This window comes from Corynebacterium aquatimens, assembly GCF_030408395.1.
Lineage (GTDB): Bacteria > Actinomycetota > Actinomycetes > Mycobacteriales > Mycobacteriaceae > Corynebacterium > Corynebacterium aquatimens.
In genome coordinates this window covers 1,751,076-1,767,660 of the sequence record NZ_CP046980.1, presented here as the reverse complement: position 1 = coordinate 1,767,660, position 16,585 = coordinate 1,751,076, and the positions used below count along the sequence as shown (strand labels likewise).

Annotated in this window: 15 protein-coding genes; 11 read left to right on the top strand and 4 right to left on the bottom strand. The window is 63.5% G+C overall.

The features are described 5' to 3' along the window. Positions 1-120: 120 nt before the first annotated feature. Entirely contained in the window at positions 121-732 is a 612-nt protein-coding gene (locus tag CAQUA_RS07990) for a 5-formyltetrahydrofolate cyclo-ligase (RefSeq protein WP_196823760.1), read from the bottom strand. A 113-nt stretch (positions 733-845) separates the two neighbouring features. Here CAQUA_RS07990 and CAQUA_RS07985 point away from each other — a divergent pair, with 113 nt between their 5' ends. From CAQUA_RS07985 to CAQUA_RS07960, 6 genes are all read left to right on the top strand, one after another. Further along, positions 846-1,841 carry a UTP--glucose-1-phosphate uridylyltransferase gene (locus CAQUA_RS07985; protein WP_196823761.1) on the top strand — a complete coding sequence of 332 codons (996 nt, stop codon included), beginning with the start codon at positions 846-848 and terminating at the stop codon, positions 1,839-1,841. Positions 1,842-1,847: 6 nt separating this feature from the next. Further along, complete coding sequence (glp, locus tag CAQUA_RS07980; protein WP_196823762.1) at positions 1,848-3,128, top strand: molybdotransferase-like divisome protein Glp; 1,281 nt, start codon at positions 1,848-1,850, stop codon at positions 3,126-3,128. Further along, entirely contained in the window at positions 3,125-3,823 is a 699-nt protein-coding gene (locus tag CAQUA_RS07975; RefSeq protein ID WP_196823763.1) for a GNAT family N-acetyltransferase, read from the top strand. The genes glp and CAQUA_RS07975 overlap by 4 nt, the downstream gene beginning before the upstream one ends. Before the next feature lie 117 nt (positions 3,824-3,940). After that, complete coding sequence (gene sepX / locus CAQUA_RS07970) at positions 3,941-5,266, top strand: divisome protein SepX/GlpR (RefSeq protein WP_196823764.1); 1,326 nt, start codon at positions 3,941-3,943, stop codon at positions 5,264-5,266. A 115-nt stretch (positions 5,267-5,381) separates the two neighbouring features. Then, positions 5,382-5,924, top strand: coding sequence for a hotdog fold domain-containing protein (locus CAQUA_RS07965; protein ID WP_196823765.1), 543 nt, complete (start codon positions 5,382-5,384; stop codon positions 5,922-5,924). Positions 5,925-5,970: 46 nt separating this feature from the next. Beyond that, entirely contained in the window at positions 5,971-6,612 is a 642-nt protein-coding gene (locus CAQUA_RS07960) for a DUF305 domain-containing protein (protein ID WP_196823766.1), read from the top strand. A gap of 38 nt (positions 6,613-6,650) precedes the next feature. On the opposite strand, the gene CAQUA_RS07955 is transcribed toward CAQUA_RS07960, so the two are convergent. Both CAQUA_RS07955 and CAQUA_RS07950 read right to left on the bottom strand, forming a co-directional pair. Beyond that, on the bottom strand, positions 6,651-8,336 hold the full coding sequence (locus CAQUA_RS07955) for a thiamine pyrophosphate-dependent enzyme (protein WP_196823767.1): 1,686 nt from the start codon (positions 8,334-8,336) through the stop codon (positions 6,651-6,653). A 33-nt stretch (positions 8,337-8,369) separates the two neighbouring features. After that, positions 8,370-8,864 (bottom strand): DNA-3-methyladenine glycosylase I, encoded by a 495-nt coding sequence (locus tag CAQUA_RS07950; RefSeq protein WP_231375315.1) that lies wholly within the window; start codon positions 8,862-8,864, stop codon positions 8,370-8,372. A 221-nt stretch (positions 8,865-9,085) separates the two neighbouring features. On the opposite strand from CAQUA_RS07950, the gene CAQUA_RS07945 reads away from it, so the two are divergent. Both CAQUA_RS07945 and CAQUA_RS07940 read left to right on the top strand, forming a co-directional pair. Continuing rightward, a complete protein-coding gene (locus CAQUA_RS07945; RefSeq protein ID WP_196823769.1) occupies positions 9,086-9,493 on the top strand; it encodes a DoxX family protein in 408 nt (135 codons plus the stop codon). Beyond that, on the top strand, positions 9,486-10,187 hold the full coding sequence (locus tag CAQUA_RS07940; RefSeq protein WP_196823770.1) for a zf-HC2 domain-containing protein: 702 nt from the start codon (positions 9,486-9,488) through the stop codon (positions 10,185-10,187). Before CAQUA_RS07945 ends, CAQUA_RS07940 begins: the two co-directional genes overlap by 8 nt. Before the next feature lie 76 nt (positions 10,188-10,263). Here the strand turns inward: CAQUA_RS07940 and pmt are convergent, their stop codons facing one another. Next, entirely contained in the window at positions 10,264-11,973 is a 1,710-nt protein-coding gene (gene pmt, locus CAQUA_RS07935) for a protein O-mannosyltransferase (RefSeq protein WP_231375316.1), read from the bottom strand. Between pmt and rsmI the strand changes: the two genes are divergently transcribed. The 3 genes from rsmI to metG all read left to right on the top strand — a co-directional run bounded on the left by rsmI (position 11,900) and on the right by metG (position 16,583). Beyond that, entirely contained in the window at positions 11,900-12,757 is an 858-nt protein-coding gene (rsmI, locus tag CAQUA_RS07930) for a 16S rRNA (cytidine(1402)-2'-O)-methyltransferase (RefSeq protein ID WP_196823772.1), read from the top strand. The genes pmt and rsmI overlap by 74 nt on opposite strands. 104 nt (positions 12,758-12,861) lie before the next feature. After that, positions 12,862-14,643 carry a BCCT family transporter gene (locus CAQUA_RS07925; protein ID WP_196825502.1) on the top strand — a complete coding sequence of 594 codons (1,782 nt, stop codon included), beginning with the start codon at positions 12,862-12,864 and terminating at the stop codon, positions 14,641-14,643. Between the two features lie 20 nt (positions 14,644-14,663). Beyond that, positions 14,664-16,583 (top strand): methionine--tRNA ligase, encoded by a 1,920-nt coding sequence (metG, locus tag CAQUA_RS07920; RefSeq protein ID WP_196823773.1) that lies wholly within the window; start codon positions 14,664-14,666, stop codon positions 16,581-16,583. Positions 16,584-16,585 lie beyond the last annotated feature (2 nt).

The following is a 16,585-nucleotide window of genomic DNA, read 5'->3' as shown; positions in this document are numbered from 1 at the left end:
TCGCAGGCGCTCCACAACGGCGGCCGATGAGGATTCCCCCGCTGCGGGTCGGTATGTAGCTGAGTGTTTTAGCGAATTGTTTGTGCGCGCATAGTCCATATCCATTGGACTCAAAAACGCCTACTCAGGTTCCCTCAGCTCCAAAAATTTCTGGCTCGGGGTGATCACCGCGGTCACGGGAATGTCGTGGGCATCGTGGGGGAGTGCGTCGTGGACTTCGTCGTCGTACAGCAGTGCGATGAGCGGGCAGCTTATCGACGACTCCACCAAAGCGCGGTCGTAATACCCAGCGCCCTTGCCAAGACGGTTGCCCCGTCGGTCCACGCCGAGTGCGGGAAGAATAATTGCGTCGCATTCGCTCAAAACTGTGCTGGGGAAGTGTGGCCCGGTAGGTTCTAAGATTCCTAAGGCGCCGGGGCGCAGGTCGGGGCTCAGGTCTGGGCGCGTTTCGGGGCGAAGCGGTGCCCACCGAAGGGTTCCGTCGTTAAGCGAAAGTGGCAAAAGAATCCTTGCGCTGACTTCGCCCAAGGCTTTGAGCAATGCCTCACCGCCAGGTTCGGACGGCAGGGGCGAATACGCGGCTACGGTAGGCCCTTCGACCCCAAGTGCCGCGATTGTGCGCGCTGCGTGGGCGGCGATGGCTGCGTCGAGCTCACGCTTTTCTGGCGTACCGGTTAGCGCGCGGCGACGTGCGGTGGCTGCCTGGCGGAACTGATCCTTTGTACCGGTCATGGCGTTTGTCCTTTCCGCGCGTGTCTGTCGGGCGAGCGCAATTTTCTCAAGTGTTGTGGCGCGCGTGCCAGGCTACGCCGTTTGGCTGATCGTAGTGGGTATGGTGGTTATTTATGCAGAATCCGAACCGGCACCCCAACGGGGCTCATGACAACGCTCCCACAGTCAAAACCGTGATTGTTCCGGCGGCTGGGATGGGCACCCGATTCCTTCCTGCTACGAAGACCGTGCCGAAGGAATTGTTGCCGGTGGTGGATACGCCGGGAATTGAGCTCATCGCAGAAGAAGCGGCCCAGGCTGGCGCAAGCCGCTTGGCCATCATCACCGCGCCCGGCAAAGCTCAGGTGATGGGGCACTTTGGCAGCTTCGAGCACCTGTGTGAAACGCTGCGTGCGCGCGGCAAGGATGAGCAAGCCGAAAAGGTGGAGCGTGCGCAGAACATCATCACCGCCGTGTCCGTGATCCAGGAGGAGCCGCTGGGCCTTGGTCACGCCGTCGGCTGCGCGGAATCCGTGCTGGAAGACGATGAGGACGCGGTGGCCGTGATGCTCCCGGATGACCTGGTGCTGCCCGCGGACGACGCGGCTGGCGGCAGCGCGGAGGGCGAGGCCAAAAGCGTCATGGAAAAGATGGTCGAGGTGCGCAATGCGCTCGGCGGCTCTGTGCTGTGCGCGTTCATGGTCCCGCAGGATGAGGTCTCAAACTACGGCGTTTTTGACGTCGCGGAGGTCGATCCCGCCGCTGGCTTCCCCGCCGATGAGGTCAAGCGCGTCGTGGGGATGGTGGAGAAACCCGACGCGGCTGACGCTCCGTCGAACTACGTGGCCACGGGCCGCTACTTGCTCGACCGCGGCATCTTTGACGCGTTGCGGCGAATCACTCCGGGCAAGGGCGGGGAGCTTCAGCTCACCGACGCCATCGAGCTGATGATCAGCGAGGGCCACCCCGTCCACGTTGTTGTCCACCATGGCGGGCGCCACGATCTGGGCAACCCGGGCGGATACATCCCGGCTAACGTGGACTTTGGTTTGCGCGACCCGAAATACGGTCCGGGCCTGTACAAAGCGATTAAGCAGATCATCTCCGACTACGAGAAAAGGCAAGGCTAAACGCCCATGCGCAGTGTTGACGAGCAGCTGGCGATGGTGATCGACGCCACGCCCACCCCGGAGCCGATCCGGGTGGGTATCACCGACGCCTTGGGTTTGATGTGCGCCGAGGAAGTCGCCGCCACAACTGCGCTGCCCGGCTTCACTCAGGCCGCGGTCGATGGGTACGCCGTCCGCGCGGTCGACGTCGGCGGGACGCGGGGCATTTCGCCTATCGACGATCGCGATTCCGACGAGGACCCCCGCGCTGAGCACGAACGCTCGTTGCCCGTGCTCGGTGAAGTGGCTGCGGGATCCCAAAAGCCGCTGCGCCTCCAACCGCGCCAGGCCGTGCGGGTGGCAACCGGTGCGCCGCTGCCGACCTTGGCCGACGCTGTGCTTCCCCTCGAGTGGTCCGATCGCGGCCGCAAGCGCGTCAGCGCCTACCGGCCGGTGCGCTCCGGTGACTTCGTGCGCAAGCCGGGGGACGACATTTCGCCCGGCGATTTGGCCGTTCGGGCGGGAACCGTCCTTGGCCCGGCGCAGATCGGCCTGCTTGCCGCCACCGGCAAGGAAAAGGTGTTGGTCTACCCGCGCCCCCGCGTCACCGTCATGTCCTACGGGCTTGAACTGGTCGACATCGAGCGCACCCCGGGTCTCGGCCAGGTCTACGACGTGAATTCCTACGCTTTAGCCGCAGCCGCCAAAGACGCCGGTGCGGATGTCACCCGCGTGGGCATCGTCAACGCTGAGCCACGCAAGCTCAAAGAGCAGATCGCCTACCACGCGTCGCGCAGTGAAATCCTGGTCATCACCGGTGCCGTCGGCGGATCGTCCGCCAAACCCATCCAGGAAGCGCTGGGCGAACTCGGTGAGATCGACACCACCCGCGTTGCCATGCACCCCGGCTCCGCCCAAGGCTTCGGCCTAATCGGCCCGGAACGCGTGCCCACTTTCCTTCTGCCGCCCAACCCGGTGAGTGCGTTGGTGATCTTTGAGACGTTGATCCGGCCGTCGATACGCACGGCGCTTAGCAAGCGTGTGCCGACGCGACGCGTGGTGAAAGCGCGGTCGCTGGGGCCCATTGAATCCATTGCGGGCCGCGTGGGCTACTTGCGTGCCCGCCTCATGCGCGATGCCCACACCCGCGACTACCTGGTGGAATCGATCGGCGGCGTGGGCGGCGCGCCGGCGCACCTGCTGGCGGGGCTCGCTGAGGCGAACGCCATGATCCGCATTCCCGAAGACGTCACGGACATCCGCCCGGGCGATGAAGTTGACGTGATCTTCCTGCAGCAGCGCGCATGATCAACTTTCTGGGGTTCCTGGCACCTGGGTTTCGCAGCCCCGCCAGCGGGCAGCGCCACGCCATTCATCCCGGCTGGCCGGAGTCGACCCCGATCGTGCGGCTGACGTCGGGGGAGAGGGTACAGCTTCGGCCGCTGCAGCTTTCCGACGGCGGGGCCTGGCGCTATCACCGCCTCCACGACGAGCCGACCCTGCGTCCCGTGGAGCCGACCGTGCGCGGCACGTGGGATGAGGCCCATTCCGCCCCCGCATGGCGCGCGAATTGGCGCAGCCTGCGGCAGCTTGCTCACGACGGGACCGTAGTGCCCTTTGTCATCGAGGTCGACGGTCGATTCGCTGGCCAGGTCACCCTGGGCAACATCCAGCACGGCGCCGTCAGCGAATGCTGGATCGGCTACTGGGTGATCTCCGAACTGTATGGCCGCGGCGTCGCCACGGCCGCCTGCGCGTTGGGGACGGACCATGCGTTCGCGCGCGTGGGGATGCATCGCGTCACCGCGACCTACCTGCCGTCGAACCCCGCGTCCGGCAGCGTGCTGAAGAACTGCGGCTTCCGCGAAGAGGGTTTTCTGCGCCGCAACCTGCATATCGACGGCGCCTGGCGCGACCACCACTTCGTCGCCCAAAACCGCGACGATCTTCCCGGGTCTGCCGTCCGCCGCCTGGAGCAGGCGCGGCGCCTCACCGTGCAGTAACCGCGCCCGCCGGGTGGTTTTTGGGTCTATGCCCGGCGTGGGGCGCGGATCTGCCCGTCGCTGAACGATAAGTTCAGTAATTGGAAAAATGTCTTTAAGCAGAAAGGTGGGCGAACCGTGTCCGGAAGCCTGAGCCTGATCATCATCCTGATCGTGGTCGTGTGGGTCATCGTGCTGGCCCCCATCGTCTTCGGCAGCAAGACACCGATTCGCCGTTCCGGTGAGGGATTCAGTGAAACCCGCGTCCTGCACGAAGGCGGCACCGCCGCGCAGGTTCAGCGCCGCAAACCGCGCTTGAGCAAGGCCGACATTCACCGTCACGAGGAGCCCGCGGGGCAGGGGGGCTCCACCCGCGTCGAGATCGCTGTGCCCGAAGACCGCAAGGCCGCCGAGACACCTCGTGAACTCGAGGTTTTAGAAGGCTCCGTCATTGAAGACACCGACTCGGATACTGCCACCACGCCCGCCGATCAGCGCGAGCCCACGGACGCACGCGACCTCGAGGTCGTAGAAGAACTGGACGGTCTCGATGAGGAAGCCGTTGAGACGCTCGAGCTTTACGACGACGACGTCGACGCCCCCCGCGAATACGACATCGACGATTCCTACGAATCCCCCGAGGACTTCGGCTACGGCTCGACCGTTGTTCCGCTTGACCTTGACGACGTAAACACCGACGAGGCCGAAAAAGACGCCGATGCCCCTGAAAGCGCCAGCGCCGGGACCGCCGCCAGCGAAAACGCCGAAGACCACGAGGAAGCCTCCGACGCACCGGCGCAGCCTGCCGCCGCCGCAGACGCCGACGCGGAGGATCGTGCGTCCGCGTCCGCGTCCGTGTCAGATGACGCCTCCGCCGAACCTTCCGCCGATAATTCCGAGGAACTGTCGGACGAGCTCACCGAGGAAGACCTGGCGTTGGCCCGCGCCCGCCGCGGCCGCGGCTGGTGGGACCCGGAAGCCGAGCAGCGCCGCCGCCTGGATCGCCAAAAGCGTCGTCAGCGCACCGTCATCGGTTTGATCGTCTGCACCGCGGTGGCGTTGTCGCTGGCTATCGTGTTTGGTGGCTGGGTGTGGCTCGCGCCCGTCGTCACGCTGGCTCTCATGGCGTGGTACCTGATCACCTTGCGGACTCTGGTGGAGCAAGAGAAGGCGTTGCGTGCGCGCCGTTTGCGCCAGCTTCGACGCGCGCGGTTGGGCGTGGTCTCCTCCGATGAACACGCGCCGCTGCCGTCCTACATGCGTCGCCCGGGTGCGGTGATCGTGGAAATCGATGACGAGAGCCCGGATTTTGCTAACCTCACGGACTTTGACCCCGAGGCAGAGCCCCTCGTGGTCCGTGAGGACGACAGGATCCGCGGTCGCGCCACTGCTTCACGACGATCGGCCTTCGAACCCAAGCCCGAATCTCCCGAGCTGGAACCCGGAGCGCTGCGCGTGAGCTAACCGGCGCGAGCCCGGCTGCGCGAGCCCGGCTGCGCTGGCCCGGCTGCGCCGGCTCGGCAGGAATGAACGCCCAATCTTCCGCGGGCCGCGCGGTGGCCGCGTTAGGATAGTTGCCATGACTGACGTGACCACCGCAACCGCCGATACCACCAACGACCACGCACAGGTAAACCCCAACCCGGGACCGTCCGCGCAACTGTGGGAGAAGTTCAGCGACAGCGCATTCAAGCGCGGCATCTTCTCCCTGTTTTACTCCGTGAAAGCCCCGTACTTCCGCACCGTGATGCCGCGCGTGCGGGAAGCTGTGCCGGGCCGCTGCGTCGTACGTTTGGGCAAGTGGTGGGGCGTGCAGAACCACATCGGTACTTTCCACGTGATCGCCGGACTCAACGGCGCCGAGGCCGCCATGGGGCTTCTCGCCGAGGTTTCCGTTCCGGACACGCACCGCTGGATTCCGCGCGGCATGCGCGCCGACTACCCCGCGAAGTCCACTGGCGGCCTGACCATTACGGCAACCGCTGACTTCCCCGATTTCTCCACGATCACTCGCGAGACCGGCGGCCAGCTGGTCACCGTGGACTGCAAGATTGTCGACGATGCTGGCGTCGAGCCCATCACCTGCGAAATCGACATCTGGGTCACCGCCAAGAAGAACTAGCCTCCCCAGCAGCGTCACATACTTCAGGCCTAGGAAGGATTTATTCATGACAAGAACGCCATTACGGCGTTGCATTACCAGCTTGTTTGCAGTTGGGCTTCTGGGAGCCAGTGTGGTCTCATGTGCCGAACAAGACCACGACGCCACAAACGCCCCCCACACCGAGACGGATGGTAACGCGGAAACAGCCGGCACTAATCAACCCGCAGAAGTCAACGGGGTGGATTTACATTTTATTGGGATGATGACACCTCATCACCAGCAAGCCGTAGAGATGAGTGAGATCATCTTGGCCGCCGACGGCACCAGCGCAGCTACAGCGGACTTGGCCGACCGGATTAAAGTCGGGCAGCAAGAAGAAATCGACACAATGGTCGGCTGGGCTGAGCAATGGAACCAACATGACCTTATGGCACATCACGCTCCGCACATTGCCAATGGCATGATCACTCCAGAACAGCTTGACGAGCTAAAAACTCTTGAGGGCGAAGAAGCAGACACCCGGTTCCTCCAGCTAATGCATTTTCATCACGCAGGAGCCGTTGCCATGACCCAAGACCAAATCGACAACGGCGGCTACCAGCCTTTAATTGACCTAGCCCAACAAATGATCGACATTCAAACCGCTGAGATGCGTGAGATGGAACAACTCCTAGAAGCCAAAGGCGAAAGCCTTCTGACCGAGTAGCCGGAATGGCCCGGGCTTAGGCCGGCATCGCGCCGTCGCTAGGCTTGCTTGGAGCCCCGCGGGGCAGCCTGGTCCTGCGCGACCACGACGTGGACTAAGGCCACGCGGCCACCTTCGACCTGTGCGATGGCTTCATCGAGGACGGCTGGGATCTCGTCGCTGTTGTCGACGCGGCGGCCCCAGGCGCCGCAGGCCTCCGCCATAACGCAGAAGTCTGGGTTTTCCAGCTGCGTGCCCACGACGCGATCAGGGTAGTGCTTCTCTTGGTGGGCGCGGATGGTGCCGTATTGGGCGTTGTCCAGAAGCACGATGAGCAGCGGGGTGTCGTAGCGTACGGCGGTGATCAGCTCGTTGCCGTTCATCATGAATTCGCCGTCGCCGGTGAACACGACCGTGAAGCGATCAGGGAATGCCAACTTTGCGGCGATGCCGGCCGGCAGGCTGTAGCCCATCGAACCCAGGCGGTTGGCGATCATCGACGGGTACTGACGTGTGGGGAAGAACCGTTGCGGCCAGAAGCAGTGGTTGCCGGCGCCGAAGGTTGCGATGGCGTCATCGGGCAGGCGGGCGGTGAGCTCAGCCATGACGTCGTAGAAGTCAGCGGTGCCGTCGGGTTCGTCGAAGCGGTCCCCGGGTGCGGGGATGCGCGAGAAGTCTTCCTGGATCGCGCGCGCAGTGGTGAACCACGTGGAGGAGGAATCCCCGGCGCTGGCGGCGGCCCCGGCGTCGGGCGCGGTGAGGCGCTGCTCGAGCCGCTCGAGGGACTGTGCAAAGACCTCCGGGGAGGCAATGATGTGTCGGGTTACGGCGCCGGAATGCCCGCGCAGGGTTGTGTCCGGGGTGATCACAATGTTGGTCGCATCGTAGTCCTGCCGCAGGCTGAAGTTGTCGGTGGGTTTGTCCCAGAGGACACCGCCGATGGTAATTAGGAGGTCGGCGTTGTTGAGCAGCTCCGCCGTGTCGTCGCTACGCGCGGTGCCCAGCCACCCGGCGTAGGCGGGGGAGTCGAAGCTGATGCGGTCGCTCGATCGGGTGTCGTTGACCACGGGAATCTGGTGCGTTTCGGCGAAGTGCTGCAGCGCCGCGCAGGCGTCCGGCGTCCAGCCTTGGCCGCCCTCCAAGATTAGGGGGCGCTGCGCACGGGCGAGCTGTTCCGCAATCACGTCCAGATCCTCGTCGCTGACAGCACCGCCGGACACCGTGATGGGCGGGGCAATCTGCCCGGTGAACTCCTCGGTGAGAACATCTTCCGGCAGCCCCACGACCACGGGCCCCGGTCGACCCGATTGCGCCAAGAAGAACGCATTCGACACGATGCCGCTGGCACGCTGCGGGTCGTCGACCACGAACACGCCCTTCGTGATGTCGTCGAACCACATGTTCGGATCAAATTCCTGGAAAGACTCCCGGTAGCGATCCGCCTGCGGGATCAGCCCCACGAACATCACCAGTGGCACCGCGTCTTGCCACGCGGCGTAGACGCCGATCTTGGCGTTCGCGGCTCCTGGCCCGCGGGTGGTCATGACGACTCCCGGGGTGCCGGTCGCTTTGCCGTACGCGTCGGCCATGTACGCAGCCCCGCCCTCATGGCGGCAGATGATGGGGGTGATGGCGCTGTCATACAGGCCGTCGAGAAGCGCTAGGTAGCTCTCCCCAGGGACGACGAAAGCGTGGCTGACCCCGTGTTCTTGCAGTGTTTGGGCAATTGCGGAACCTACATGCATGGCGCCCATGGTAGGTCAATTGCCCGCGCGTGGTCACCAGACGCCGGAGGAACCGCGGCGCCACGAATCGATCAGATGCGTATCAATGATGCCAGTTGATTCCATGAGCGCGTACATCGTCACCGGCCCCACGAACGTGAAGCCGCGCGCCTTGAGGTCTTTCGCCAAAGCTACGCTTTCTTCGCTTGTCGACGGCACCTCTTCCATTGTCACCGGCTCCGGCGTGGTGTCGGGTTTATAAGACCAGATGAGTTCACCCAGGTGCATTCCTTCTTCGCGCAATGCCAGGGTCGCCTGCGCGTTAGTGATGACGGAGCGGAGTTTGGCGCGGTTGCGGATGAGGGTCTCGTCGTTAAGCATGCGCTCGATGTCTGCCTCTGTCATCGCGGCCACGCGGTCGGGGGCGAAACTGTGGAAGGTGGTGCGTAACGCGTCGCGCTTGCGCAAGATCAGCTTCCAGGACAGGCCGACTTGGAAGCCTTCGAGACAGAGACGTTCGAACATGCCCTGCTCATCGCGGATGGGCATGCCCCATTCGGTGTCGTAATAGGATCGCAAAAGCTCGTCGGTGGCGGCCCAGGGCGGGCGGCGAAGTCCGTCGTCGTGCCGGTTGTGGTGGTGGGTGCGGTGTTGGTGTTTAGGAAATCGTTCATATTCATTAGACGCATAAAACCGCTTCCAGGTTCCCTTAAGCGGCGAAACTTTTTCCTATGCGTGTCGCCGGGGGTGTGGGTTGTAGGGTTAGTGCCATGGATCGCCCCGCTGTTCGAGACACCGCCCTTCTTTTGCTGCGCGCGGTGTTGGCGGCTGTCTTCATTTCCCATGGGGTGCAGCGGTTGTTCACGCGCGGTGTGACGGCGTCCACGCGCGAGTTTGCCGTGTTGGGGATTCCGCAGCCGAAGCTGTCCGTGTACCTGGTGGGCGTGACTGAAATCCTTGGCGGGGTGTTGCTTCTGATTGGGTTGCTGACCACCGTGGTGGCTGGGCTGCTCGCGCTTTTGGTTCTGTTGGCGGGGTACTTTGTGCATTTGCCCAATGGGTTCTTCGTGGCCAATGGCGGCGCGGAGTACGTGCTGGTGTTGGCGATGGCGCTGATCATGATCGTGGTTTTCGGGTCCGGCCGCGCGAGCGTCGACGGGGCGTTGGTCAGTGATTAGCCACGATGAGGTGCAGGCGGCGCTGTCCGCGCGTATCGACGGCGAGGAGAGCACCGTTGATGCAGCCGTAGTCGAAGCCCACGTTGCCCACTGCGATAAGTGCCGGGCATATTGGGAGCGGGCCGTGGCGCTGAGCGACAACTTCGGCGCGGCCAACGCCAACGATTTTTCCCCGCCCGTTGATTTGGCGGATTCGATCCTCGCCGGTGTCGAAGGGGAATTTCAGCGCGTGGCCGCCCGGCGGCAGGTGGGCGTGGCGATTGCCCGTGTTGTTCTGGCGTGCCTGTCCGCGCTGTACGTGGTGTGGGCTGGCCGTCTTGTTGTGGAAGCGAGCCGGTTTAGCGTGGAGACCGCGGCCGGTGATGTCGCGGCCGCGGGGGCCGATCCGATGGTGGGCACGCTTCTCATCGGCGCCGCCGCCGTGCGTATTGGCATTGCTGTTGCGCTGCTGTTTGCGGCGTGGAAACCTCAGCAGCTGATTGGCGTGCTCATCATCGTGGGGGCGATGCTGGGGTTCACCTTGGGCTTCACGGTGCTCGCCGCGGTGTCTGGGACCCACCAGATGCCGTGGGGCGAAGTTAGCACGTTGGCTGTCACGTGCGCGGCGTTGTGCGCGCTGTGGGCCGCTGATTCTGGAGTGTTTGCCCGGCGGCCGTGGCGCCAGCTGGGCGCGAGCCCGACGTCGTGGGCCTAGCCGCTTTTCCGGCCTCTTCCTTTTCCTTCGTGGAAATTTTCGTGCGGGCCTTTTTTCCTTCTTCCTTCGTGGAAATTTATTTCCACGAAGGAAGCCACATGATCTGCTCGTAGTAGCTGTCCGGGATTGTGAATCCGTAGAGGATGGGGGAGAAGTACAGGTACATTCCTACGACTAGGGCGAGGTATCCCATGACGGCGACGTGGCCCCAGGTGATGGGGTAGCCGGCTAGTTTGCGCAGTTGGGGGACTTCGGTGCCTCGTTGTGCCAGGTTGCCCAGGGCGAGTGCTATGAGCACGATCGTGAACGGCACGAGCGGAGCTGCGTAGAAGAAGTACATCTGGCGGTCGAAGGAGGCCAGCCACGGCAAGAAGCCAGCGGCGTAGGCGATGAGGGGGACGATGACTCGGCGGTCACCACGGCTGAACCACACCCATGCGGCCCACAGCAGGATGGGGACGGTGAGCCACCAGATGGCTGGTGTGCCGAAGAGGTAAATCATTTCCCGGCATGTGTTTTCGCCGCATTGGATGTCCGTGGAGGAGTAGTACAACACCGGGCGCGATGCCACGAGCCAGGACCACGGTTTGGAATCCCACGGGTGGGAGTGGCCGGAAGAAGAGGTCAGTTCGGAGTGGAACTTCAACACGGAGAAGTGGTAGTACAGCCACCCGCTGGCGGCTTCGGGCAGTTTTTCTAACCAGGGCCAGTCGCTGCCGGCCACGGTGCCGTCGGCAAGCGCGTGGCGGTAGACGGAGGTCTCTGAGGCGAACCACGCGCGCCATGACCAGATGTACAGCACCGCGGGGATCAACACGATCGACGCTAGTGCCGACGGCACGTCACGCAGCAAAGTGCCCGATACCGGTTTGGCCACGCCGTAGCGTTTGCGCAGCCACAGGTCCCAGAACGACGACAAAAGGCCGAAGAACGCGATGTAGTACAGCCCCGACCACTTCACCGACAGCGCCAAACCCAGCAAAACGCCGGTGGCAAAGCGCCACCACCTAAAGCCCATTCGCGGGCCAAACGGTCCGGACTGCGCAATTGTGCGTTCACCGTAGGCGGCGTGCATGCGTTCGTGCACCTGGCGCATGTCGCCTGCCAGGGTCCACGCCGCCATGACCACGAACAGCAGAATAAATGCATCCAACATGCCAAAGCGGGGGATCACTAACAACACACCGTCGCAAAGCGCGATGATGCCCGCGAACAGACCAACCTGCCAGGACTGCGACACGCGACGCGCGAGCTGCATGATGAACACCACGGTCAGCGCACCGAACAGCGCGCTGATCACGCGCCACCCCAGAGGCGTGTAGCCGAAGATGAATTCGCCCACTGCCAGCAGCTGCTTGCCCAGCGGCGGGTGAACCACTAAGCCGTAACCGGGGTTGGACTCGATTCCGCCTAGCACCGGGTTCATCCAGGATCGAACGATGTCCCATCCCTGCGGCGCGTAGTGCTTCTCGTCGAAAACTGGCGTGCCCTCAGACACGGCGTTGGTAACGCCCACGTAGCGCGTGAAGAACGCCAGAACCGTAATCACCGCGGTGGTGATGGTGTCCTTGCGCGTCCACGGCCGCCGAACGGGCGCAGTGGGGCGGGGCGCCCTGAGTTTCCGCGGAGGCTTCGCGTCGGTGGCGTGTGCGGTTCGCGGGGAGGGATCACTAGCGATGGCGGTACTCACGCATGAGATCATACTGGGTGTTATGACACCTCCCGTTTCCACCACAGAACTTCCCACCCACGGTGTGATCATTGCCGCAACCCCACTGGGCAACATCGGCGATGCCAGCGACCGTCTCCGCGCCGGGTTGGCGCACGCGTCAGTGATCGCGGCGGAGGACACGCGTCGCTGTTATTCGTTGGCGGCGGCGCTCGGCGTGGAGATTTCGGGCAAGGTGGTCTCCAACTTCGACCACAACGAGGCCAAGCGTGTCGACGAACTTCTGGCCGCCGCCCGCACCGGCGTCGTGCTGGTGGTGACGGATGCGGGGATGCCGTTGGTCTCAGATCCCGGGCACAACCTCGTCGCGGCGGCACACGATGCCGGCGTCCCGGTGACGTGCTTCCCTGGGCCCTCGGCGGTGCCTACGGCGCTCGCGCTGTCCGGGCTGAACGTGGGGCATTTCATCTTCGACGGGTTCGCGCCGCGCAAGCAGGGGGCGCGCCGCGCGTGGCTTCAGTCGCTTGTACGTGAGCGTCGCGCGGTGTGCTGTTTTGAGTCGCCTCACCGCATTGAGCAATTGCTTATCGACGCCGCGGACGTCCTCGGCCCCGACCGCCGCGCTGCCGTGTGCCGTGAGCTGACCAAGACCTACGAGGAGGTCAAGCGTGGAACGCTCGGGGAACTTTCCGAATGGGCAGCCGGTGGCGTGCGCGGGGAAGTCACGGTGGTGATCGAGGGTGGTGCTGCCGAGGCCCCGCGCCCGGAAGAACTCGTCGCTGAGGTCGAGGCACTAGTCGAGTCCGGTGAACGTCTCAAAGACGCAGCCAAGCGCGTGGCCAAAGACAATGGGCTGAAAAGCGGGGAGCTCTACGACGCAGTTCTCGCCGCGCGCGCGTGAGGATAGCACAGAAACTTAACGTTCATCTTCGGGCCCAAGTCACGTTATCCTGCGAGAGTTCTAGATTTTTCTTACATACGTGCAAGGAGAACCCTATGACTCGCATGGAACAGCGGGAACCGAATTCAGAGGCTGAACCCTCCGCGACGAGTGAGCTCGCCGCGATGATGGAGGCGGAAAGCTCAGGTGCCACCTCTGTGTCCGCTTCACCCGCGGCCGCAGAGGAGGAACCCGTCCGCGAATACGAGGCCGAGGATGCCCCGGTCCAGTGGGCAATCGTCGCGCCGATCGCTGCGATCGTCATCGCGATGGTCACGTGGGGGCTGCTCGCCCCCGACGGGTTCTCCGCGTTCGCGGATGCCGCGTTCGGCTGGGTGATCGCGAACCTCGGGTGGGCATTCGTGCTCTTCGGCACGGTGTTCGTGGTGTTCGTTCTGGTAATCGCGCTGTCCCACTTTGGGGACATCCGCCTCGGCGCTGATGATGAACAGCCGGAGTTTAGAACCTCCTCGTGGATCGCCATGATGTTCGCTGCCGGAATGGGCATTGGTCTGATGTTTTACGGGGCCTATGAGCCGCTGACGATGTACCGCGATGGCGTCCCCGGCCACCAGCCAAACGAGGTCGGTGCGGCCATGGCCCAGACGATGTTCCACTGGACGTTGCACCCGTGGGCCGTCTACGCAATTCTTGGGCTGGCCATTGCCTATTCCACCTACAGGATCGGGCGCAAGCAGTTGCTGTCGTCTGCGTTCGTTCCACTGATCGGTAAGGAGCGCGCCGAAGGATGGATGGGCAAGTGCATCGACGGCTTTGCAATCTTTGCGACGATCTTTGGTACCGCGTGTTCCTTGGGCCTCGGCGCTCTTCAGATCTCCTCTGGCCTGCAATCGTCTGGCTTCGTGGACGATCCATCGATACAGGTCACGATCGGTATCGTGTCGGTTCTCACCCTGGCGTTCCTCCTTTCTGCCATGTCCGGCGTTTCTAAGGGAATCCAGTTTTTGTCTAACGCGAACATGATCATCGCGGCCGTGCTGGCAATCTTCGTGTTCGTATTCGGTCCGACGGTGGCTCAGCTCAACATGGTTCCCACGGCCGTGGGCAACTACTTGAAGAACTTCTTCGAAATGGCGGCTCGCACGGCGGAAAGCGCCGATGGCGGCGCGGGCGAGTTCCTGTCAGGTTGGACCATTTTCTACTGGGCGTGGTGGATCTCCTGGTCGCCGTTCGTGGGCACCTTCTTGGCCCGTATCTCCCGCGGCCGCACGGTCCGGCAGTTCTGCCTTGGCGTTCTCATGGTGCCTTCAGGCTTATCGACGATCTGGTTCGCCATCTTCGGCGGCACCGCCATCAAGCTTGAGCAAGCCGGTGAATCAATCTACGGCGAAGGCACGAGTGAAGAGCAGCTGTTCAACCTTCTGCACACCTTCCCCGGTGGCTTCATCATGGGTCTTTTTGCACTTCTCTTGCTGGCTACGTTCTTTATTACGTCTGCTGACTCCGCGGCCACGGTCATGGCGTCTTTGTCCCAGTCAGGCAAAGCGGACGCGAAGCCATGGTTGGCAGCAATGTGGGGCCTTGCCACCGCATTCGTCGGCTTGACCTTGCTGATCACGGGTGGATCCGACGCGCTGAACTCGCTGCAATCGGTCACCATCGTTGCGGCGACACCGTTTTTGTTCATCTTGTTCGCCCTCATGTTCGCGATTGTCAAGGACATGCGCAATGACCCGAATTACCTCGACAAACTGGAAGAGCAGCGCTTCTACCGCCAACTGGCTATCGAACGGCGTCTGCACAGGGAAAAAGTTGAGGAGGCCCAGCGCGCTCGCCAGCTGAAGAAGATGTTGACGCCGAAGGCGCGGGCAGAAGGCCGTCGATAAGCATGTGCTCGACATAATTTATGCTGGAGGCTATGACTGACACCTCTACAAACGTGCTCGTGTGCGTTGCGTGGCCCTACGCGAACGGGCCGCGCCACATCGGCCACGTTGCCGGATTTGGAGTTCCCTCGGATGTTTTCGCGCGCTACCAGCGAATGCGCGGCCGCAACGTGTTGATGGTGTCAGGCACCGATGAGCACGGCACGCCGCTGCTGGTCCAGGCGGACAAGGAAGGTGTGACCGTCAAGGAACTGGCGGATCATTACAACCGCATCATCGCCGATGACTTGGCGGGGCTGGGGCTGTCCTATGACTTGTTCACGCGTACGACGACGCGGAACCACTACGCCGTGGTGCAGGAACTTTTTAAGGGCCTCTACGACAACGGATACATGATCAAGGAGACGACCCGCGGGGCGATTTCGCCGTCGACGGGGCGCACCCTGCCCGACCGCTACATCGAGGGCACCTGCCCGATCTGCGGGGCGAGCGACGCACGCGGCGACCAGTGCGACAACTGCGGCAACCAGCTCGATCCGACGGAGCTGATTGATCCGGTGTCGAAAATCAACGGCGAGACGCCGCAGTTCATTGACACCGAGCACTTCATGCTGGACCTGCCCGCGCTGGGCGACGCGCTCAAAGAGTGGCTCTCCACGCGCGAGGACTGGCGGCCGAACGTCCTGAAATTCTCCCTGAACCTCCTGGAAGACATGCGCCCGCGCGCGATGACGCGCGACATCGACTGGGGCATCCCTGTTCCCGTCGAGGGCTGGGAAAATGACCCAGGCAAGAAACTCTACGTGTGGTTTGACGCGGTGATCGGATACTTGTCCGCCTCCATCGAATGGGCCGCGCGCAGCGGCAACCCCGACGCGTGGAAGGACTTCTGGCAGGATCCCGCCACGCGCGGCTACTACTTCATGGGCAAGGACAACATCACGTTCCACTCCCAGATCTGGCCCGGTGAGCTGCTTGGTTACGCCGGCGCGGGCGCGAAAGGCGGCGCAGTGGGTGAGCTGGGCACGCTCAACTTGCCGACGGAGGTTGTTTCCAGCGAATTCCTCACCATGAGCGGGTCGAAGTTCTCCTCGTCGAAGGGCGTGGTGATCTACGTCAAGGACTTCCTCGCGGAGTTCGGGCCAGACCCGCTGCGCTACTTCATCGCCGTTGCGGGCCCGGAAAACAACGACACGGACTTCACGTGGGACGAGTTTGTTCGCCGCATCAACAACGAGCTGGCCAACGGCTGGGGCAACCTGGTCAACCGCACCGTGTCCATGGCGCACAAGAACTTCGGCGAAGTGCCGCAGCCGGGCGAGCTAGAAGACGCCGACCGGAGGATCCTTGACTTGGCGGAGCGGACGTTCGCCGAGGCCGGCGACGAACTGGAGCTGGCTCACTTCAAGGCCGCCATTACTAAGATCATGCACGTCGTCGGCGAGGCGAATGCCTACATCGCGGAGATGGAGCCGTGGAAGCTAGCGAAGGATGAGACGCAGCGTGAGCGCCTGGCCACCGTGTTGTGGACCGCGCTGCAGGTGGTCTCCGACTGTAACACGATGCTCACCCCGTTCCTGCCGCACACCGCGCAGAAGGTCCATGAAACGCTCGGACGCGACGGGACGTGGGCTGCCACGCCGCGCGTTGAGGAGGTCGTGGATGACTTTGCGGCGGCGGGCGCGGCGGGCTCAGCCAGCGCGGCGGGCGCGGCGGGCGCGGGCGCTCCCCAGTGGCCCGCGCTCGACCTGGTTGGCGTGGGCCTGCCCGAGGCGGGGCAGAGCTACCCGATCATTACCGGCGACTACGCCGACCAGCAGGCGACATGGTCCCGCGTGGATGTTGCGCCGGGGACGCCGTTGGCGAAGCCGCAGCCGTTGATCGCGAAGCTTGACCCGGAGCTGGCCGAAACCGGACCGGCCTGGGCGCCCGTTCAGTAGCG

Excerpts from the sequence above, each read along its gene's own strand:
- CAQUA_RS07955 (WP_196823767.1), bottom strand. The coding sequence starts at position 8,336 with ATGCATGTAGGTTCCGCAATTGCCCAAACACTGCAAGAACACGGGGTC.
- CAQUA_RS07945 (WP_196823769.1), top strand. The coding sequence starts at position 9,086 with ATGGATCGCCCCGCTGTTCGAGACACCGCCCTTCTTTTGCTGCGCGCG.
- CAQUA_RS07975 (WP_196823763.1), top strand. The coding sequence starts at position 3,125 with ATGATCAACTTTCTGGGGTTCCTGGCACCTGGGTTTCGCAGCCCCGCC.
- CAQUA_RS07990 (WP_196823760.1), bottom strand. The coding sequence starts at position 732 with ATGACCGGTACAAAGGATCAGTTCCGCCAGGCAGCCACCGCACGTCGC.
- CAQUA_RS07960 (WP_196823766.1), top strand. The coding sequence starts at position 5,971 with ATGACAAGAACGCCATTACGGCGTTGCATTACCAGCTTGTTTGCAGTT.
- CAQUA_RS07965 (WP_196823765.1), top strand. The coding sequence starts at position 5,382 with ATGACTGACGTGACCACCGCAACCGCCGATACCACCAACGACCACGCA.
- glp (WP_196823762.1), top strand. The coding sequence starts at position 1,848 with ATGCGCAGTGTTGACGAGCAGCTGGCGATGGTGATCGACGCCACGCCC.
- CAQUA_RS07950 (WP_231375315.1), bottom strand. The coding sequence starts at position 8,864 with ATGCCCATCCGCGATGAGCAGGGCATGTTCGAACGTCTCTGTCTCGAA.
- rsmI (WP_196823772.1), top strand. The coding sequence starts at position 11,900 with ATGACACCTCCCGTTTCCACCACAGAACTTCCCACCCACGGTGTGATC.
- metG (WP_196823773.1), top strand. The coding sequence starts at position 14,664 with ATGCTGGAGGCTATGACTGACACCTCTACAAACGTGCTCGTGTGCGTT.
- CAQUA_RS07925 (WP_196825502.1), top strand. The coding sequence starts at position 12,862 with ATGGAACAGCGGGAACCGAATTCAGAGGCTGAACCCTCCGCGACGAGT.
- CAQUA_RS07985 (WP_196823761.1), top strand. The coding sequence starts at position 846 with ATGCAGAATCCGAACCGGCACCCCAACGGGGCTCATGACAACGCTCCC.
- pmt (WP_231375316.1), bottom strand. The coding sequence starts at position 11,973 with ATGTTGCCCAGTGGGGTTGCGGCAATGATCACACCGTGGGTGGGAAGT.